The sequence below is a fragment of the Paraburkholderia sp. BR14374 genome (genome assembly GCF_040948685.1).
GTDB lineage: Bacteria > Pseudomonadota > Gammaproteobacteria > Burkholderiales > Burkholderiaceae > Paraburkholderia > Paraburkholderia youngii.
On the sequence record NZ_JBFPKF010000008.1, the window covers coordinates 107,963 to 122,537 of the forward strand.

General features: G+C 63.2%; 13 protein-coding genes, 1 other RNA gene and 1 pseudogene. 5 read left to right on the forward strand and 10 right to left on the reverse strand.

What is annotated here, in order from left to right; genetic code table 11:
* Positions 1-64: 64 nt before the first annotated feature.
* Positions 65-613 (reverse strand): group III truncated hemoglobin, encoded by a 549-nt coding sequence (locus AB3X86_RS20220; protein WP_368597368.1) that lies wholly within the window; start codon positions 611-613, stop codon positions 65-67.
* A 253-nt stretch (positions 614-866) separates the two neighbouring features.
* Between AB3X86_RS20220 and AB3X86_RS20225 the strand changes: the two genes are divergently transcribed.
* Both AB3X86_RS20225 and clpB read left to right on the forward strand, forming a co-directional pair.
* Entirely contained in the window at positions 867-1,397 is a 531-nt protein-coding gene (locus AB3X86_RS20225) for an Rrf2 family transcriptional regulator (RefSeq protein WP_368597369.1), read from the forward strand.
* Positions 1,398-1,567: 170 nt separating this feature from the next.
* On the forward strand, positions 1,568-4,165 hold the full coding sequence (clpB, locus tag AB3X86_RS20230) for an ATP-dependent chaperone ClpB (RefSeq protein WP_176108662.1): 2,598 nt from the start codon (positions 1,568-1,570) through the stop codon (positions 4,163-4,165).
* Positions 4,166-4,339: 174 nt separating this feature from the next.
* On the opposite strand, the gene AB3X86_RS20235 is transcribed toward clpB, so the two are convergent.
* Entirely contained in the window at positions 4,340-4,771 is a 432-nt protein-coding gene (locus AB3X86_RS20235) for a YidB family protein (protein WP_368597370.1), read from the reverse strand.
* A gap of 104 nt (positions 4,772-4,875) precedes the next feature.
* Positions 4,876-5,448 (reverse strand): ComEA family DNA-binding protein, encoded by a 573-nt coding sequence (locus tag AB3X86_RS20240; protein WP_368597371.1) that lies wholly within the window; start codon positions 5,446-5,448, stop codon positions 4,876-4,878.
* A 311-nt stretch (positions 5,449-5,759) separates the two neighbouring features.
* Between AB3X86_RS20240 and AB3X86_RS20245 the strand changes: the two genes are divergently transcribed.
* Both AB3X86_RS20245 and AB3X86_RS20250 read left to right on the forward strand, forming a co-directional pair.
* Positions 5,760-6,287 (forward strand): MerR family transcriptional regulator, encoded by a 528-nt coding sequence (locus tag AB3X86_RS20245; protein WP_176119896.1) that lies wholly within the window; start codon positions 5,760-5,762, stop codon positions 6,285-6,287.
* Entirely contained in the window at positions 6,206-6,625 is a 420-nt protein-coding gene (locus AB3X86_RS20250) for a carboxymuconolactone decarboxylase family protein (RefSeq protein ID WP_368597372.1), read from the forward strand. Before AB3X86_RS20245 ends, AB3X86_RS20250 begins: the two co-directional genes overlap by 82 nt.
* A 115-nt stretch (positions 6,626-6,740) precedes the next feature.
* Here the strand turns inward: AB3X86_RS20250 and AB3X86_RS20255 are convergent, their stop codons facing one another.
* The 7 genes and pseudogenes from AB3X86_RS20255 to trxA form a co-directional block, all read right to left on the reverse strand.
* The gene (locus AB3X86_RS20255; RefSeq protein WP_368597373.1) at positions 6,741-8,120 is read right to left on the reverse strand and encodes an MATE family efflux transporter; all 1,380 of its coding nucleotides are present in this window, start codon (positions 8,118-8,120) and stop codon (positions 6,741-6,743) included.
* Positions 8,121-8,122: 2 nt separating this feature from the next.
* A complete protein-coding gene (locus tag AB3X86_RS20260; protein ID WP_368597374.1) occupies positions 8,123-9,880 on the reverse strand; it encodes an ArnT family glycosyltransferase in 1,758 nt (585 codons plus the stop codon).
* A gap of 305 nt (positions 9,881-10,185) precedes the next feature.
* Positions 10,186-10,449 carry a type B 50S ribosomal protein L31 gene (locus AB3X86_RS20265; RefSeq protein WP_012400355.1) on the reverse strand — a complete coding sequence of 88 codons (264 nt, stop codon included), beginning with the start codon at positions 10,447-10,449 and terminating at the stop codon, positions 10,186-10,188.
* A gap of 178 nt (positions 10,450-10,627) precedes the next feature.
* The gene (locus AB3X86_RS20270) at positions 10,628-11,461 is read right to left on the reverse strand and encodes a zinc-dependent peptidase (protein ID WP_368597375.1); all 834 of its coding nucleotides are present in this window, start codon (positions 11,459-11,461) and stop codon (positions 10,628-10,630) included.
* A gap of 14 nt (positions 11,462-11,475) precedes the next feature.
* Positions 11,476-11,833 (reverse strand): annotated as a pseudogene (locus AB3X86_RS20275) (MFS transporter); the annotation flags it as partial.
* 151 nt (positions 11,834-11,984) lie between these two features.
* Positions 11,985-13,253: a transcription termination factor Rho gene (gene rho, locus AB3X86_RS20280; RefSeq protein WP_008921615.1), complete on the reverse strand. Its 1,269-nt coding sequence runs from the start codon at positions 13,251-13,253 to the stop codon at positions 11,985-11,987.
* A gap of 284 nt (positions 13,254-13,537) precedes the next feature.
* Complete coding sequence (gene trxA / locus AB3X86_RS20285; RefSeq protein WP_013089343.1) at positions 13,538-13,864, reverse strand: thioredoxin TrxA; 327 nt, start codon at positions 13,862-13,864, stop codon at positions 13,538-13,540.
* A 501-nt stretch (positions 13,865-14,365) separates the two neighbouring features.
* Here trxA and ffs point away from each other — a divergent pair.
* An RNA gene (gene ffs, locus AB3X86_RS20290) (signal recognition particle sRNA small type) lies at positions 14,366-14,464 on the forward strand.
* The last annotated feature ends 111 nt before the right edge of the window (positions 14,465-14,575 follow it).

The following is a 14,575-nucleotide window of genomic DNA, read 5'->3' on the forward strand; positions in this document are numbered from 1 at the left end:
GGCCACGGCGCTGCGGTGGCGCACGCGGCGCGTCTGTGTCAGGCGGGTCGGCGCCGACCGACGTTCACTGGTCCCGTGAGCGTCCGATGATCGGCACCGGAAACGGCTCCCCGACCGGCCGCGACGGCTGCTCGCCATCGTCGTCAGCATCGCGGGGCCGACGCTTCGGCGCCACCCGCTCGAGCAGCGCCTGCTGCTCCGCCGGAATCTTGTAATCCCAGCCGTAACGGCTCAGCTGCAGGCTCTGCGCAATCCGTAGCGCCGGCTCCATTAAACGGATCGCCGCGGCCGGTTGATAGCGCGATTCGACCGTATCCAGGAACAGGTACAGCCAGCGGCTGAAGTGCTGCGGCTCGATGCCTTCGAGCGGCTGATGCACCTGCTGCACGTTGCCGCGATACTGCTTCGCGCCGAGCACGAGGCTGTTCCAGAACGTGCACATCTTCGGCAGATGGTCGTCCCAGCGGCCCTCGAGCTTCGCGTCGAAGACCGGACCGAGCAGCGGATCGGCGCGCACACGATCGTAAAAGCCGTAGACGAGTTCGCGGATATTGGCCTCGGTGGGTTCGGCCGCGCGCTCGACCAATGGCGCGGCGGGGAAAGATGGATTCATGCGGATTCCAGAAAAATACGTTTACCGATGGCGGTTGACTGAACTTCGAACCCCCCGTTTTTCTAACAAACGGTTGATGCGGAAAAAGCTACTATTGCTATCCAACACAGTTTTGCAACGCGATTCGAGGAACGACGCCGCCAGCCAATGATGTTAGGGCGCGGCGCAGGTCGACCGCAACCCTTGCGTCGACGCGGTTATCGGGCACGTTCAATGCGCGTGCTCGCAGCTTTTCAAAGCTATATCGGGACTTATGAGACTTACCGACTATACGGATTACGCACTGCGCGTACTGCTGTACCTCGCGGTGCGGGGCGACGGATTATCGACGATCCAGGACATTTCGGAAGCTTACGGCATCTCGAAGAACCATCTGATGAAGGTCGTGCAGCAACTGGGCGAACTGGGCTGGGTCGAAACCGTGCGCGGCCGCAACGGCGGGTTGCGGCTCGCCGCACAATCGCTGTCGCTGACCGTCGGCGACGTGGTGCGGGTCACGGAAAGCGACTTTGCGCTGGTCGGCTGTCTGCCGGACCGGCAAGGCCAACAGCGGCCTTGCGTGATCACGCCGCACTGCCGGCTGCGCGGCGCGCTGCAGGCGGCGAACCTCGCTTTTCTCGCCGAACTCGATCGCTTTACCATCGGCGAAGTCGCAGAACCGAAAGGTGCGCTCGCGGCATTGCTCGGGTTAGGACTCAACGTTCAGAGGGTGCCGCTGCCGATTCCGGTGGCATCGGATGGCACGCGTGGCGGCAGTTCGGCGACGTTGGGCCACAAGAGCTAGCACATCGGGGCGGCTCCAGGGTGCGCAAACCCGTCCGGCCGCCTCACCGGGGAAGGATCGCGGCAGTTCTTGCGCTCAAATGTTAAATAGTTGCGACCGAGGCCAAAAAAGCGCTTGAAACCCTAATAAATCGCCTCATTTTGGTGGTAATCGAAATTGGAGGTCTCTTGATGAGAATCGACAAACTCACCACTAAATTCCAGGAAGCACTCGCTGACGCCCAGAGTCTGGCGGTCGGCCACGACAATCAGTACATCGAACCCGTTCACGTGCTGGCGGCACTCGTCGCGCAGCAGGACGGCTCCGCTCGCTCGCTGCTATCGCGCGCCGGCGTGCATGTACAACCTCTACAGACCGCACTGAACGACGCGATCACGCGGCTGCCCCAGGTGCAAGGCACTGACGGCAACGTGCAGATCGGCCGTGAACTGACCGGTCTGTTGAACCAGGCCGACAAGGAAGCGCAGAAGCTCAACGACACGTTCATCGCGAGCGAAATGTTCCTGCTCGCGGTCGCCGACGACAAGGGCGACGTGGGCCGTCTCGCGCGCGAGCACGGCTTGTCGCGCAAGGCGCTCGAAACCGCGATCGCCGCGGTGCGCGGCGGCTCGCAGGTGCATAGCCAGGACGCCGAAAGCCAGCGCGAAGCGCTGAAGAAATACACGATCGACCTGACCGAGCGCGCCCGCGCCGGCAAGCTCGATCCGGTGATCGGCCGCGACGACGAAATCCGCCGTTCCATCCAGATCCTGCAGCGCCGCACCAAGAACAACCCGGTGCTGATCGGCGAGCCGGGCGTTGGCAAGACCGCGATCGTCGAAGGACTCGCGCAGCGCATCGTCAACGGCGAAGTGCCGGAAACGCTGAAGAATAAGCGCGTGCTGTCGCTCGACATGGCCGCGCTGCTCGCGGGCGCGAAATATCGCGGCGAGTTCGAAGAGCGCCTGAAGGCCGTGCTCAACGACATCGCGAAGGACGAAGGCCAAACCATCGTCTTCATCGACGAGATTCACACGATGGTCGGTGCCGGCAAGGCCGAGGGCGCGATGGACGCGGGCAACATGCTGAAGCCGGCGCTCTCGCGCGGCGAACTGCATTGCGTCGGCGCGACCACGCTCGACGAATACCGCAAGTACATCGAGAAGGATGCCGCGCTCGAGCGCCGTTTCCAGAAGGTGCTGGTGGACGAACCGTCGGTCGAGGCGACCATCGCGATCCTGCGCGGTCTTCAGGAGCGCTATGAGCTGCACCACGGCGTCGACATCACCGACCCGGCGATCGTCGCGGCGGCGGAACTGTCGCATCGCTACATCACGGACCGCTTCCTGCCGGACAAGGCGATCGACCTGATCGACGAAGCCGCGTCGAAGATCAAGATGGAAATCGACTCGAAGCCGGAGGAGATGGACCGGCTCGACCGTCGTCTGATCCAGCTGAAGATCGAACGCGAAGCGGTGAAGAAGGAGAAGGACGAAGCGTCGCAGAAGCGTCTGCAACTGATCGAAGAGGAAATCGAACGCCTGAACCGTGAATATTCGGACCTCGAAGAAATCTGGACCGCCGAAAAAGCAGCGGTGCAGGGCAGCGCGCAGTTGAAGGAAGAGATCGAGAAGACGCGCGCGGAAATCGTGCGTCTGCAGCGCGAGGGCAAGCTCGAGAAGGTCGCCGAACTTCAGTACGGCAAGCTGCCGGGGCTCGAAGCGCAGTTGAAGGAAGTCACGCGCGCCGAAGCCGAGGAGCAGAACAGTCCGAAGCGTCCGCGTCTGTTGCGCACGCAGGTCGGCGCGGAAGAGATCGCCGAAGTGGTGTCGCGGGCCACCGGTATTCCGGTGTCGCGCATGATGCAAGGCGAGCGCGAAAAGCTGCTGCAGATCGAGTCGAAGCTGCACGAGCGCGTGGTCGGCCAGGACGAGGCGATCAGCGCGGTCGCCGATGCGATCCGCCGCTCGCGGGCGGGTCTGGCGGACCCGAACCGGCCGTACGGCTCGTTCCTGTTCCTGGGGCCGACCGGCGTCGGCAAGACCGAGCTTTGCAAGGCGTTGGCGTCGTTCCTGTTCGATTCGGAAGATCACCTGATCCGTATCGACATGAGCGAATTCATGGAGAAGCACAGCGTCGCGCGTCTGATCGGCGCGCCGCCGGGATACGTCGGCTACGAGGAGGGCGGCTATCTGACCGAGGCCGTGCGCCGCAAGCCGTATAGCGTGATCCTGCTCGACGAAATCGAGAAGGCGCATCCGGACGTGTTCAACGTGCTGCTGCAGGTGCTCGACGATGGCCGCATGACCGATGGCCAGGGCCGCACCGTCGACTTCAAGAACACGGTGATCGTGATGACCTCGAACCTCGGCTCGCAGGTGATCCAGGCGATGGTCGGCGAGCCGCAGGAAGCGGTGAAGGACGCGGTGTGGGAAGAGGTGAAGCTGCACTTCCGGCCCGAGTTCCTGAACCGGATCGACGACGTCGTGGTGTTCCATGCGCTCGATCGCTCGAACATCCAGTCGATCGCGCGGATCCAGTTGCAGCGTCTGCACGAGCGGCTCGCGAAGCTCGACATGCAGCTGGTGGTATCGGACGCGGCGCTCGAGCACATCGGCAAGGTCGGCTACGACCCGTTGTTCGGTGCGCGGCCGCTGAAGCGCGCGATCCAGCAGGAGATCGAGAACCCGATCGCGAAGCTGATTCTGGCCGGCAAGTTCGGTCCGAAGGATGTCATTCCGGTCGAAGTGGACGACGGTGAGCTGCGGTTCGAACGCGTCGTGCACTGAGCGCGATGGCCTGATGACGCGACGGGGCGGCGGTAGTCGAGTCGCTTCCACCAACGTTAAGAAACCGGCAACGAAGGCGACTTCGTTGCCGGTTTTTTTGCCCGCCGTTTTCAAACCGGGCGTCGACCTCGACCGGCAGCATAAGCCGCCGTCAGCGCATCGCGCACTGCGTGCTCAAGCGTTGCCCTTGTTGCCGAGCAGCGCCGACAGGCCGCCGAGCGCGCCGAGCACCGTGGTCGCGTTCAGCTTGCCATCGGCCGGCACTTCGCCTTCCGGCGTGGCCGCGTTGACGACGTGCGGCAGGATCTGCGACAGCAGACCCGTCACCTGATCCGGCTGGACGCCGGCCTTGGCGGCGAGGCCGCTCACGGCCTCGGAGCCGAGCACGTTATGCAGCGCGTCGGGCGCGATCGGCTGGTTTTCGCCGTTGCCGACCCAAGACGACACGACCTCGCCGAGGCCCTTTTCCTGGAAGCGCTGGATCAGGCCGTTCAGGCCACCAGGCTGGTTATTGACGAATTCGAGCGCGGCTGCGATCAGCGCTTGCTGGCCGCCGCCTTCTGGCGATTTGCCAAGCAGGGAACCGATGGTGTCGAGTAGGCTCATGACGGTCTCTCTTGAATGCCGGCGCGTGCATGACGGCCGGGCGGGTGACGACGACGCGCGGTTGCGCGTCGCGGTGAAACGCAAGGGCGGCAGCCCCGCCGGCCTCAAGCGCCGGACGCGGCCGCGGCGGATGCCGCCTTGCTCTTCTTCGCTTTCTTCTTCGAAGCGTTGGTGCCGGATGCTTCGGCCGGTGCGCTAGCTGCCGCGGCGGCCGGCGCCGCAGCGGCTGTCGCGTCGGATGCAGCCGCCTTCTTCTTCGACTTCGACGGCTTCGCGGCCGACGCGGGAGCAGCCGCGGCCGGCGCTGCCGTCGTGGCAGCGGGCGCGGCGGCGGTGGTTGCCGCGGGAGCCGCTGGCGTCGTCTTCGTGGCCGACCTGGCCGACGTCTTCGCGCCGGTCGGCGGCGCCGACGAGCCGTTGATCGTCAGTCCGGCCGCTTCGAGGTTTTCGACCGATTTCTGGCCGAGGCCCTTCACGCGCGCGGCGAGATCGTCGGCATTCTTGAACGGACCGTTTTTGGCGCGTTCGTCGAGGATCGCTTTCGCATGCACGGGGCCGATGCCCTTGACCGATTCGAGCGCGGCCTGATCGGCGGTATTCACTTCCACGGCCGCGGCAAATCCGGCCGACAGCGACAAAGCCACAGCGATGCAAAGCATGAAAAGCTTCTTCAGCATGGCAAGCACTCCATTGAGGGCAAAAAGTTAGCCGGGAACGGACGACCTATCCTGTCAGCGGGCGCTGCGTTTAAGCATAGAACAAATCGCAGACCCGATTTGAGATAGCGGTCGATTTATACCGATCGATCGATGACAAGTAAATCCAGCCATACAATCTTTAAAACTTTTAGCCGCATGCAATTCCGGTAAATTTATCGGTCGATACCGGTCGCGATAAAGCGCTTGCGATAAAGAATGGGTAACGCCGGCGGATGACACCGTCCGACGCTTGACTTAGAGTGCACTCGAAGTCCTAACCTGAGTCCGTCATGTCGAAACACTCAACCGCGCTCACCATCGGTCAGGTCGCCGAAACGATCGGCGTATCCACGCACACGCTGCGCTATTACGAGCAGGCCGGCCTGATCCGGCCGGTCGGGCGCACGCAGGCGGGGCACCGGCTGTACTCGCCAGCCGATCTCGACTGGTTACGCTTCGTGATGCGTCTGAAGACGACGGGCATGTCGATTTCCGGCATGCAGCAGATCGCCGCGCTGCGCGCGCAAGGCCATCCGACGATGCGCGAGCGCCGCGACCTGCTGGTCGCGCATCGCACCGCGCTGCTCGCGCGGATCGCCGAACTGCAGAGCAACCTCGGCGCGATCGACGACAAGATCGCGTACTACGAGGCGGCCACGAGCGGCGCGCTTGAGCCCGATCCGGCACGACAGGACGACGAAGCCTCGTCGTCCTCACACGCCAATGAGGACTTGCAATGGACTACGCAGACAACGACCGCTACACGCGCGGATGGGACAAGCTCAGGGAAATCGACGGTTCGGCGGGCGAGCAGGTAATCGCCGCGCTTGCACCGATCGCGCCGGAATTTGGGCGCCTGCTGATCGAATTCGGCTTCGGCGACATCTACAGCCGGCCGCAGCTCGATCTGCGCACGCGTGAGATTGCGACGATCGCGTCGCTCGCAACCCTCGGCTGTGCGCAGCCGCAGTTGAAAGTGCATATCGAGGCGGCGCTGAACGTCGGCTGCACGCGCGAGCAGATCGTCGAGGTGTTCATGCAGATGGCGCTTTATGCGGGTTTTCCGGCCGCGCTCAATGCGTTGTTCGCGGCGCGCGAAATATTCGAGGCCAGGGATCGGCAGGGGGAGGCCGCGTACGCGGCGCGAGAGGGCTGATCTGCACGGGGAGGGGGATGGCGGATGCAGGACAGCTAGAGTCTCACCCCCGGCTTTGGGGTGCAACTAACGGTCCCATCACTTCGATTCGAGGCCTTCCTGAGCCCCCATCGCCTCATACAGCCGAATCAACCCGCACTGCAGCGGTCTTGCGCAAATAGCGCTGGCTCACGATCCGCCAATACACGAGCAAGCCGGCCCCGGCAATCGCGAGACTGGCGGTATTCGCGACCCAGAATCCGCGCGCGCCTGTGAGCCAGGGCGGCGTGAGGCCGGTTGTATCGAAGCCGAGCGCATAGCCGCCGCCGAGCCCGACACCCCACAGCGCGACCGCATAGATGACGGTCGGCACGACCGCGACCTTGTAGGCGCGCAGCACGAACGCGGTCGTGATCTGCAAAGCGTCGAACAGGTGGTAGCAGGCGACGATCAGCACCAGCGGCAACGCCTTCGCCGCGACCTGCACGTTGGTCGTATAGCCGTCGACGATATACGGCCGCAGCACCAGCACGAGCGCGCCATAGCAGCACGCGAGCGCGACCGCCATCGCGATGCCGTGACGTGACAGCGTGCGCGCCGCTTGCGGCCGATGCGCGCCGAGCGCCTGCGCGACCAGCGTCGACGATGCGATGCCGATCGACAGCGGGGTCATATACAGCACCGCGCCGATATTGCCGGCGATCTGATGCCCGGCGAGCGTCGTCGTGCCGAAGCGCGCGATGAAGAGCGCCATGAACGTGTACGACGTGACCTCGATCAGATACGACAACCCCATCGGAATACCGAGCCGCAATTGTGCGGCCTGGCGCTTCCAGACCGGCCAGCAGAACTGCGTGAAGATACCGAGCGCCTTGAAATCGTCGACGCGCGCGAGCAGCAGCATGCCAAGCGCCGCGAGCGCCCAGTTGAGCAGCGTGCTCGCGAGCGCGCAGCCCGGGCCGCCCAGCGCCGGCACGCCGAGGCCGCCGAAAATGAACCAGGTATTGAGCGGAATCTTCAGCAGCAGCGCGGCAATCTGCAGGAACATCACGAGCCGCGGTTTGCCGAGCGCGTTGGCAACCGAACTGTAGACCCGGAACGCGAGGCCGGCGGGCAGCCCGAACGCGAGAATCCGCAGATACGCGAGCGTTCGCTCGTGCAGCGCGTCGGGCACGTGCGACAACGACAACAGCGGCCCGGGGAAGAACAGGATCAGAAAGCCGATCACGGTCAGCGCGGCGGCGAGCCACCATGACTGGCGCACCTCTTCGCCGATCTCGCCGTAGCGGCGCGCGCCGTACAGTTGCGCGGCGATCGGCTGCAGCGCGGTCAGGATGCCGGTCAGGCCGATATAGACCGAGACGTAGATCGACGAGCCGAGACCGAGGGCGGCCAGATCGACGGCCGAGTAGCGCCCGACCATCGCCGTATCGATCACGCCGAACGCGATGATGGCCAGTTGGCCGATCAATACGGGCCACGCGAGCGCGGCGATTTTCCGTACGTCGGCGAACATGGTCAGTCGGGCTTTTTGTGCCAGTTGCGGCGCTTGCCGGGCGGCGGCTTCGGACGGTCGATGCGCACGTACAGGCGGAAGCGCTCGTCGCGGTCGGCCGCGCGGCGGCCTTCCCACACGAGCTTCCAGATGTAGTCGGGCAGCGCGCTCGGGTCGCCGTAGTCCTGTGAGTCCTGACGCAGGATCACGTCGCAGTCCTGGTCGAACGAGAAATGCATGTCGCCGAAATACGCGAACGTCGCGATCTGCGCATTGCCGAGGCGCACCGGCGAGATGCAGGTGTAGTCATCGGGCAAGTGGTTGGCGATCTGCTGCGCGACGTCGCGATACGTCCGGCTGTAGTTGACCACCGGCAGCCACAGCGTCATCAGCAGCACCCACATCAGCGTCGTGCCGGCGCTCGACAGCACCACGCTGCGCCACAACACCTTCGGATGACGCGCGAGACGCCAGCGCACCAGCAGGAACCAGCAGACGGTCACCGCGATCGCGCAGATAAACGACAGAATCTTGAACTGCGGCACGAAGCCGGGCGCGAGCCGCGCGAGATTGCGCGCCAGCGGGTGCGGAAAACCGGTCAGACTCGCCACATACACGGCCCACACGAAGCTGCCGAGGATCGTGAAGCTCAGCAGCGCGAACCAGTCGATCGCGTTGATCGCGCCGCGCTTGAGCGTCGGCAGCGCGAAAGTGGCGAGCACCGCGAGCGGCGGCAGCAGCAGCATGTAGAGTCGATTCGATTGATGGCTTTGCAGCACCACGAGCACGAACAGCGGCCCGATCACCGACAGCGGAATCGCCACATGCGGCGCGCGCCGCAGGCCCTTCCAGCTGAACCACGACCACAGCGCGAGCGGCCAGGCGGGCCATGTGAAGAGCGGCAGGTTTTTCAGCGCATAGGCGGCGACCGAGCCGGGGGGGCCCGCGAACGAACTCAGGCTCACATGCAGCCATTGGTTCAGATACCAGACGGCGTCGTCGGGGAATGCGGCAAGCGCGATGATCGGCCACGATACCGCGAGCACCAGTGCGACGGGCAGACCCGCGAGCAGCAGCCAGCGCGAACGCGTTTCGCGCACGATCAGCGCCATCGCGAGCGTGCCGAGCAGCAGCGCGCCGACCAGCACTGGGCTGCTCGCGAGCGTGACGAGGCCGATCGCGAGGCCCCAGATCAGCGCGCCCTGGATCGGCTTGTCGATCATGCGCACGAGGCCGTAGACGAGCATCGCGATGCAGACGAACTGGACGAGCTGCGGCGTGGTTTCGTGGCCGCGCTCGGCGAGGCCGAAGCACGCGAGCAGGATAAGCAGTGCGCCATCGGCGAGCGTGCGGCCATAGTCGCGCGGTTCGGGCTCGCCGCCAAACGCGTATTTGAACGGCTGCACTTCGGCGCGCCGGCCGAGCAGATACGCCGCGTACCAGACGAACGCGCAGCCCGCGCAGAACAGCAGGCCGGTGAACACGCGCGACGCGTTGCTCGAGTCGACCCACGGTGCGAGGACGCGGATCGCGCTCGCTCCGAGCCAGTAGCCGAGCGGGCCGTCCTCGGTCAGATATTTGCCGACGAGATTCGGCAGCAGCCAGTCGTGCGCGCCGCCATTCGCCATCGTCCACATGACGCCGAAGCCAGCCGCGTCCTCGTTCTTCCACGGATCGCGGCCGAACAAGCCGAACGAGGCGTAGAGGATACAGATGGCCAGCAGCAGCCAGCGCGGCAACGCACTGGTCGCAGAGGCGGTGAGGCGGACGACAGGTCTCATGCGGTGTGTGGAGTCTGGATAAACGATGCAGCCGGAGCGGTCCGGCAAGTCAGGGCGGGAGGGCCCGTTTCGAGCATCCGGCATTGTAGTCGTGCGGTGCGATGCACGTCACGGCCGGTAACGCCCGGCAACGTCGATGGACAACCTGTAACAGGTGTCGTGAAAGCGCGGTGTGCTGGTTCCGGGTTATGCCATCGCAGGTATGCGACCCAGCGGCCGCCCAAGCGCAGGCGACAAAAAAGGGCAGCTCGCGCTGCCCTTTCTGTTTGCTCCGTTGCCGGCCGGAAGCCGGCACCGTTGCGGTATTACTTTGCTGCCTTGCCGGAAGCGCGGGCGCCGAACTTCTTGTTGAACTTCTCGACGCGGCCGGCCGTGTCCATGATCTTTTGCTGGCCGGTGTAGAACGGGTGCGATTCCGACGACACTTCGATCTTTGCGAGCGGGTAGGTCTTGCCGTTGAATTCCGCGGTTTCACGCGTCTGGATGGTCGAGCGCGTCACGAACTTGAAGTCGTTCGACATATCGATGAACAGGACTTCGCGGTAATCCGGGTGAATGCCTTCTTTCATGGTCTTTCCTTTAATCTGGCGGTAGCCAACCCGCGTGCAGCCTTAAATTAGACTGCCTTCAGGCGCGAGCCACTTGCCTACGGTCGAAAAACCGCGATTATGCCAGAAAATCAGTCGCTTGGCGATTTTTCTGCCACTAGATTCTATTGCGGCGCAAGCGGCGCCCGTTTGCAGCGTCTCAAACCGGCGTGAACGTCAATCCGACGCGCGCTGGGTCTTGCCGGTAGTAGCGCGCGAGCAGCCGGTAGAGCTCCGGATACTCCGCCTCGAATGCTTGTGGCTTCACGAACAGCGCCTCGCTGCACACGGCGAAGAATTCCGACGGATGGTCCGCCGCATACGGATCGATCAGCGACTCGCGTTCGAAACGCGTCCAACGTCGCTCGGGCACAGCGTCGACTTTCGCGCAGAAATGATCGTATGCGTGGTCGAACACGTCGGCCCATGCCTGCGCATCGAGCGGCGCGTGCCAGCGGCGCATCAGCGGCGGGTGGCCATCCGCTTCGCCGTTCAGCATGTCGATCTTGTGCGCGAACTCGTGGATCACGACGTTGTATGCGTCGCTGCCGTCGGTCATCTGCGCGTCTTCCCACGACAGCACCACCGGGCCGCCTTCCCACGCCTCGCCACTGGCGTCGTGTTCGATCTCGTGCACGATGCCGTCTTCGTCCTCGACGGTCTTGCGGATCACGAACTCGCCCGGATAGACGATTACGCCAACCCAGCCGCGATATAGATCGAGGCTCAGGTTCAGCACCGGCAGGCACGCCTGAGCGGCGATGCCGACCGTCATCGCATCGGTCAGTTCGAGCTCGTGCGCGGTCGAGAATTCCTTCTGCGCGAGGAAGAGACTCGTCAGCTCGCGTAGCCGCGCGAGATCCGGGGCTTTCAGATGTGTGAGAAAGGGCAGGCCGGCGAGTGTCGCCTGCCATAAGGAATCGTCGATCGCGTAATCGCGCAGCGCGCGCTCGCGACGCCGTGTGCCCAGCCAGTTCGTGAGTTTCGACAGCATGCTTGAGCCCACCTTCAGTCGATCTGTTTTTGCCACGCGGCGAACAGGCCGCCGCATATCGTGACGCCGATCAGAAAATGGAAGCCGTCGAGCGACGCGAGGAAATTGGCGTGCTGCGCGACCGACCGGCTGATCGTCGCGATTCGCGAGCGTGTTCTGATAGACCGAATTGTACGGATTCACGGACTCCGCGAGGCGACTTTGATGCAGCGCGAGCCGGTGCTGTTCGATGATGATCACCGAGGCGGTCGCGAAGGAGATGGTCAACTGCCACACGATGTTTTCAACCGGTAGCCGTACGTGGAACTCTTCGATCGCGAAGATGCGGAAAGTCAGATTCGCGACTAGCTGCGCGATGAACAGCAACACGAGCGCATAGCCGCTCGACGCCCACGCGAGCTCATCCGGCGGTGCATTGACGCCACCCGCGATATAGCTGGCGAAAAAAAACCGCTCGCAATCTGCGAGCGGTTTTTCATGCTGTACAGTTGCCGGCCGCTACGGCCAGCACGAACGTTGCGCGTTAGCTGCCGCCACCACGACGCATCATGTCGAAGAACTCGGAGTTGCTCTTCGTCTGGCGGATCTTGTCGAGCAGGAATTCCATCGACTCGACTTCGTCCATGTCGTGAATGAACTTGCGCAGCACCCAGATCTTTTGCAGCACTTCGGGCTTGATCAGCAACTCTTCGCGGCGCGTGCCCGACTTGTTCAGATTGATCGACGGGTAGACGCGCTTCTCGGCGAGACGGCGCTCGAGGTGCACTTCCATGTTGCCGGTGCCCTTGAACTCTTCGTAGATCACGTCGTCCATGCGGCTGCCGGTTTCGATCAGCGCCGTGCCGATGATGGTCAGCGATCCGCCTTCCTCGATGTTGCGCGCCGCGCCGAAGAAGCGCTTGGGACGCTGCAGCGCGTTCGCGTCGACACCACCCGTGAGCACCTTGCCGGAGGCCGGTACCACCGTGTTGTAAGCGCGCGCGAGACGGGTGATCGAATCGAGCAGAATCACGACGTCGTTCTTCATTTCGACGAGGCGCTTGGCCTTCTCGATCACCATTTCGGCGACCTGCACGTGACGCGCGGCGGGTTCGTCGAACGTGGAGGCGATCACTTCGCCTGCCACCGAACGCTGCATTTCCGTCACTTCTTCCGGGCGCTCGTCGATCAGCAGCACGAACAGCACGACGTCGGGATGGTTCTGTTTGATCGCGTGCGCGATGTGCTGAAGCATCACGGTCTTGCCCGACTTCGGCGAGGCGACGAGCAGGCCGCGCTGGCCCTTGCCGATCGGCGCGATCATGTCGATGATGCGGCCCGTCACGTTCTCTTCGCCACGCATTTCACGTTCGAGCAGCAGCACCTTGTTCGGGTGCAGCGGCGTCAGGTTTTCGAACATGATCTTGTGCTTCGAGGCCTCCGGCGGCTGGCCGTTGACCTTGTCGACCTTCACCAGCGCGAAATAGCGCTCGCCGTCTTTCGGCGTGCGCACTTCGCCTTCGATCGTGTCGCCCGTATGCAGATTGAAGCGGCGGATTTGCGATGGGCTGATGTAGATATCATCCGTGCTGGCGAGGTAGGAGGTTTCCGGCGAACGCAAGAAGCCGAAACCGTCCGGCAGCACTTCGAGGGTGCCGTCGCCGAAGATCGTGTCGCCCGCTTTGGCTCGTTTTTTTAGAATGGCGAACATCAATTCCTGCTTGCGCAGGCGGTTCGCGCTTTCGATCTCGAGGCCATTGGCCATCTCGATCAATTGGGACACGTGCAGAGTCTTAAGCTCGGATAAATGCATACGGAGAACCCGCAGGAGAAGGTGCGACGAAATGAAATCTGGGAGGAGGGTGAGCGGAACCGCTCAAAGACTTACACGTCTTTTCGACGTTTTCTGGATTCTAGCATAGCACACGCCAATTTCCGCCAGTGCGGCGGAGTGGCATCTTTGTCGTAAAGCGTGTTGCCGGTTGACAACACGCTTGACCGGCGGGCGCGGTGGTTTGCATCCACCGATGCGCCCGATTCTCGACTGCTCGCGGCGCGCGATCAACCCGCGAGCGCCGCGACGTGCTTCCGTATGTCTTACAGGTTGCCGTCGAGGAACGCGGTGAGTTGCGACTTCGACAGAGCGCCGACCTTCTGAGCGGCGACGGCGCCATTCTTGAACAGGATCAGCGTGGGGATGCCGCGCACGCCGAACTTGACCGGCGTGGACTGATGCTCGTCGACATTGATCTTCGCGACTTGCAGACGATCGGCGTAGTCCTTCGCGACTTCGTCGAGGATCGGCGCGATCATCTTGCAGGGACCGCACCATTCGGCCCAGAAATCGAGCAGCACGGGTTTATCGGATTTCACGACGTCCTGTTCGAACGATGCGTCGCTAATATGCTTAATTTGTTCGCTCATTTATGAATACCTCTGTCGGTTCGAGGCCCGCCTGAATTGCTCGCCACGATACGTCAAAAACCGGGAAAATTTCCGTTCGCTTTGCCGCATCCGGGAACCCGCCGCGCATGCCTATGAAAATCAGAAAAACCGTCTGAAAAAATGCCGGATTTTCACGGAATGCGCGGAAAGAGTCGCGTATGCGGGTCTTTCAACTGGCAGTGTAGCTTAATTCGCTATGCGTTGCCGATGGCGATAGTACTCATTAGGTCAGTGGGGCTAATAGGTCGCCGCCGCGGCGTCGGCCGGTGTCTGCGGCACACGGATACCGCGTTGCAATCTAAATGGTGGCGGGCCCGGCGAACTCAAGTGCCTTGCGTGGCGGGTGTCGTCGCGGCGGCTGGGATGACGTCGGGCGGCGTGCAGCAAGCGGACGTTATCAGTATGCGAAGCGTAGCGTCGTTCGCGTTTTGCGCATATCAACAGTCGCACAATGCGCGCGGCAATGATAGAATCTTTCGTGACGGGCCTCCTCGCATGGAGGGATGGTCAACCTGGTCAGGTCGGGAACGAAGCAGCCACAGCCGTTTTCCACCAGTGCCGAGGGTCGGGCTCGTCACCTTCCTTTGCTTCTTTCTCCGCGGCCGTTTTCACGGATTCTCCGCAGGCTGTCCTTCATAGTATTCCCCGCTTCAATATTGATCGTTCGCCGTGTTCGTACTGAGCATCGTC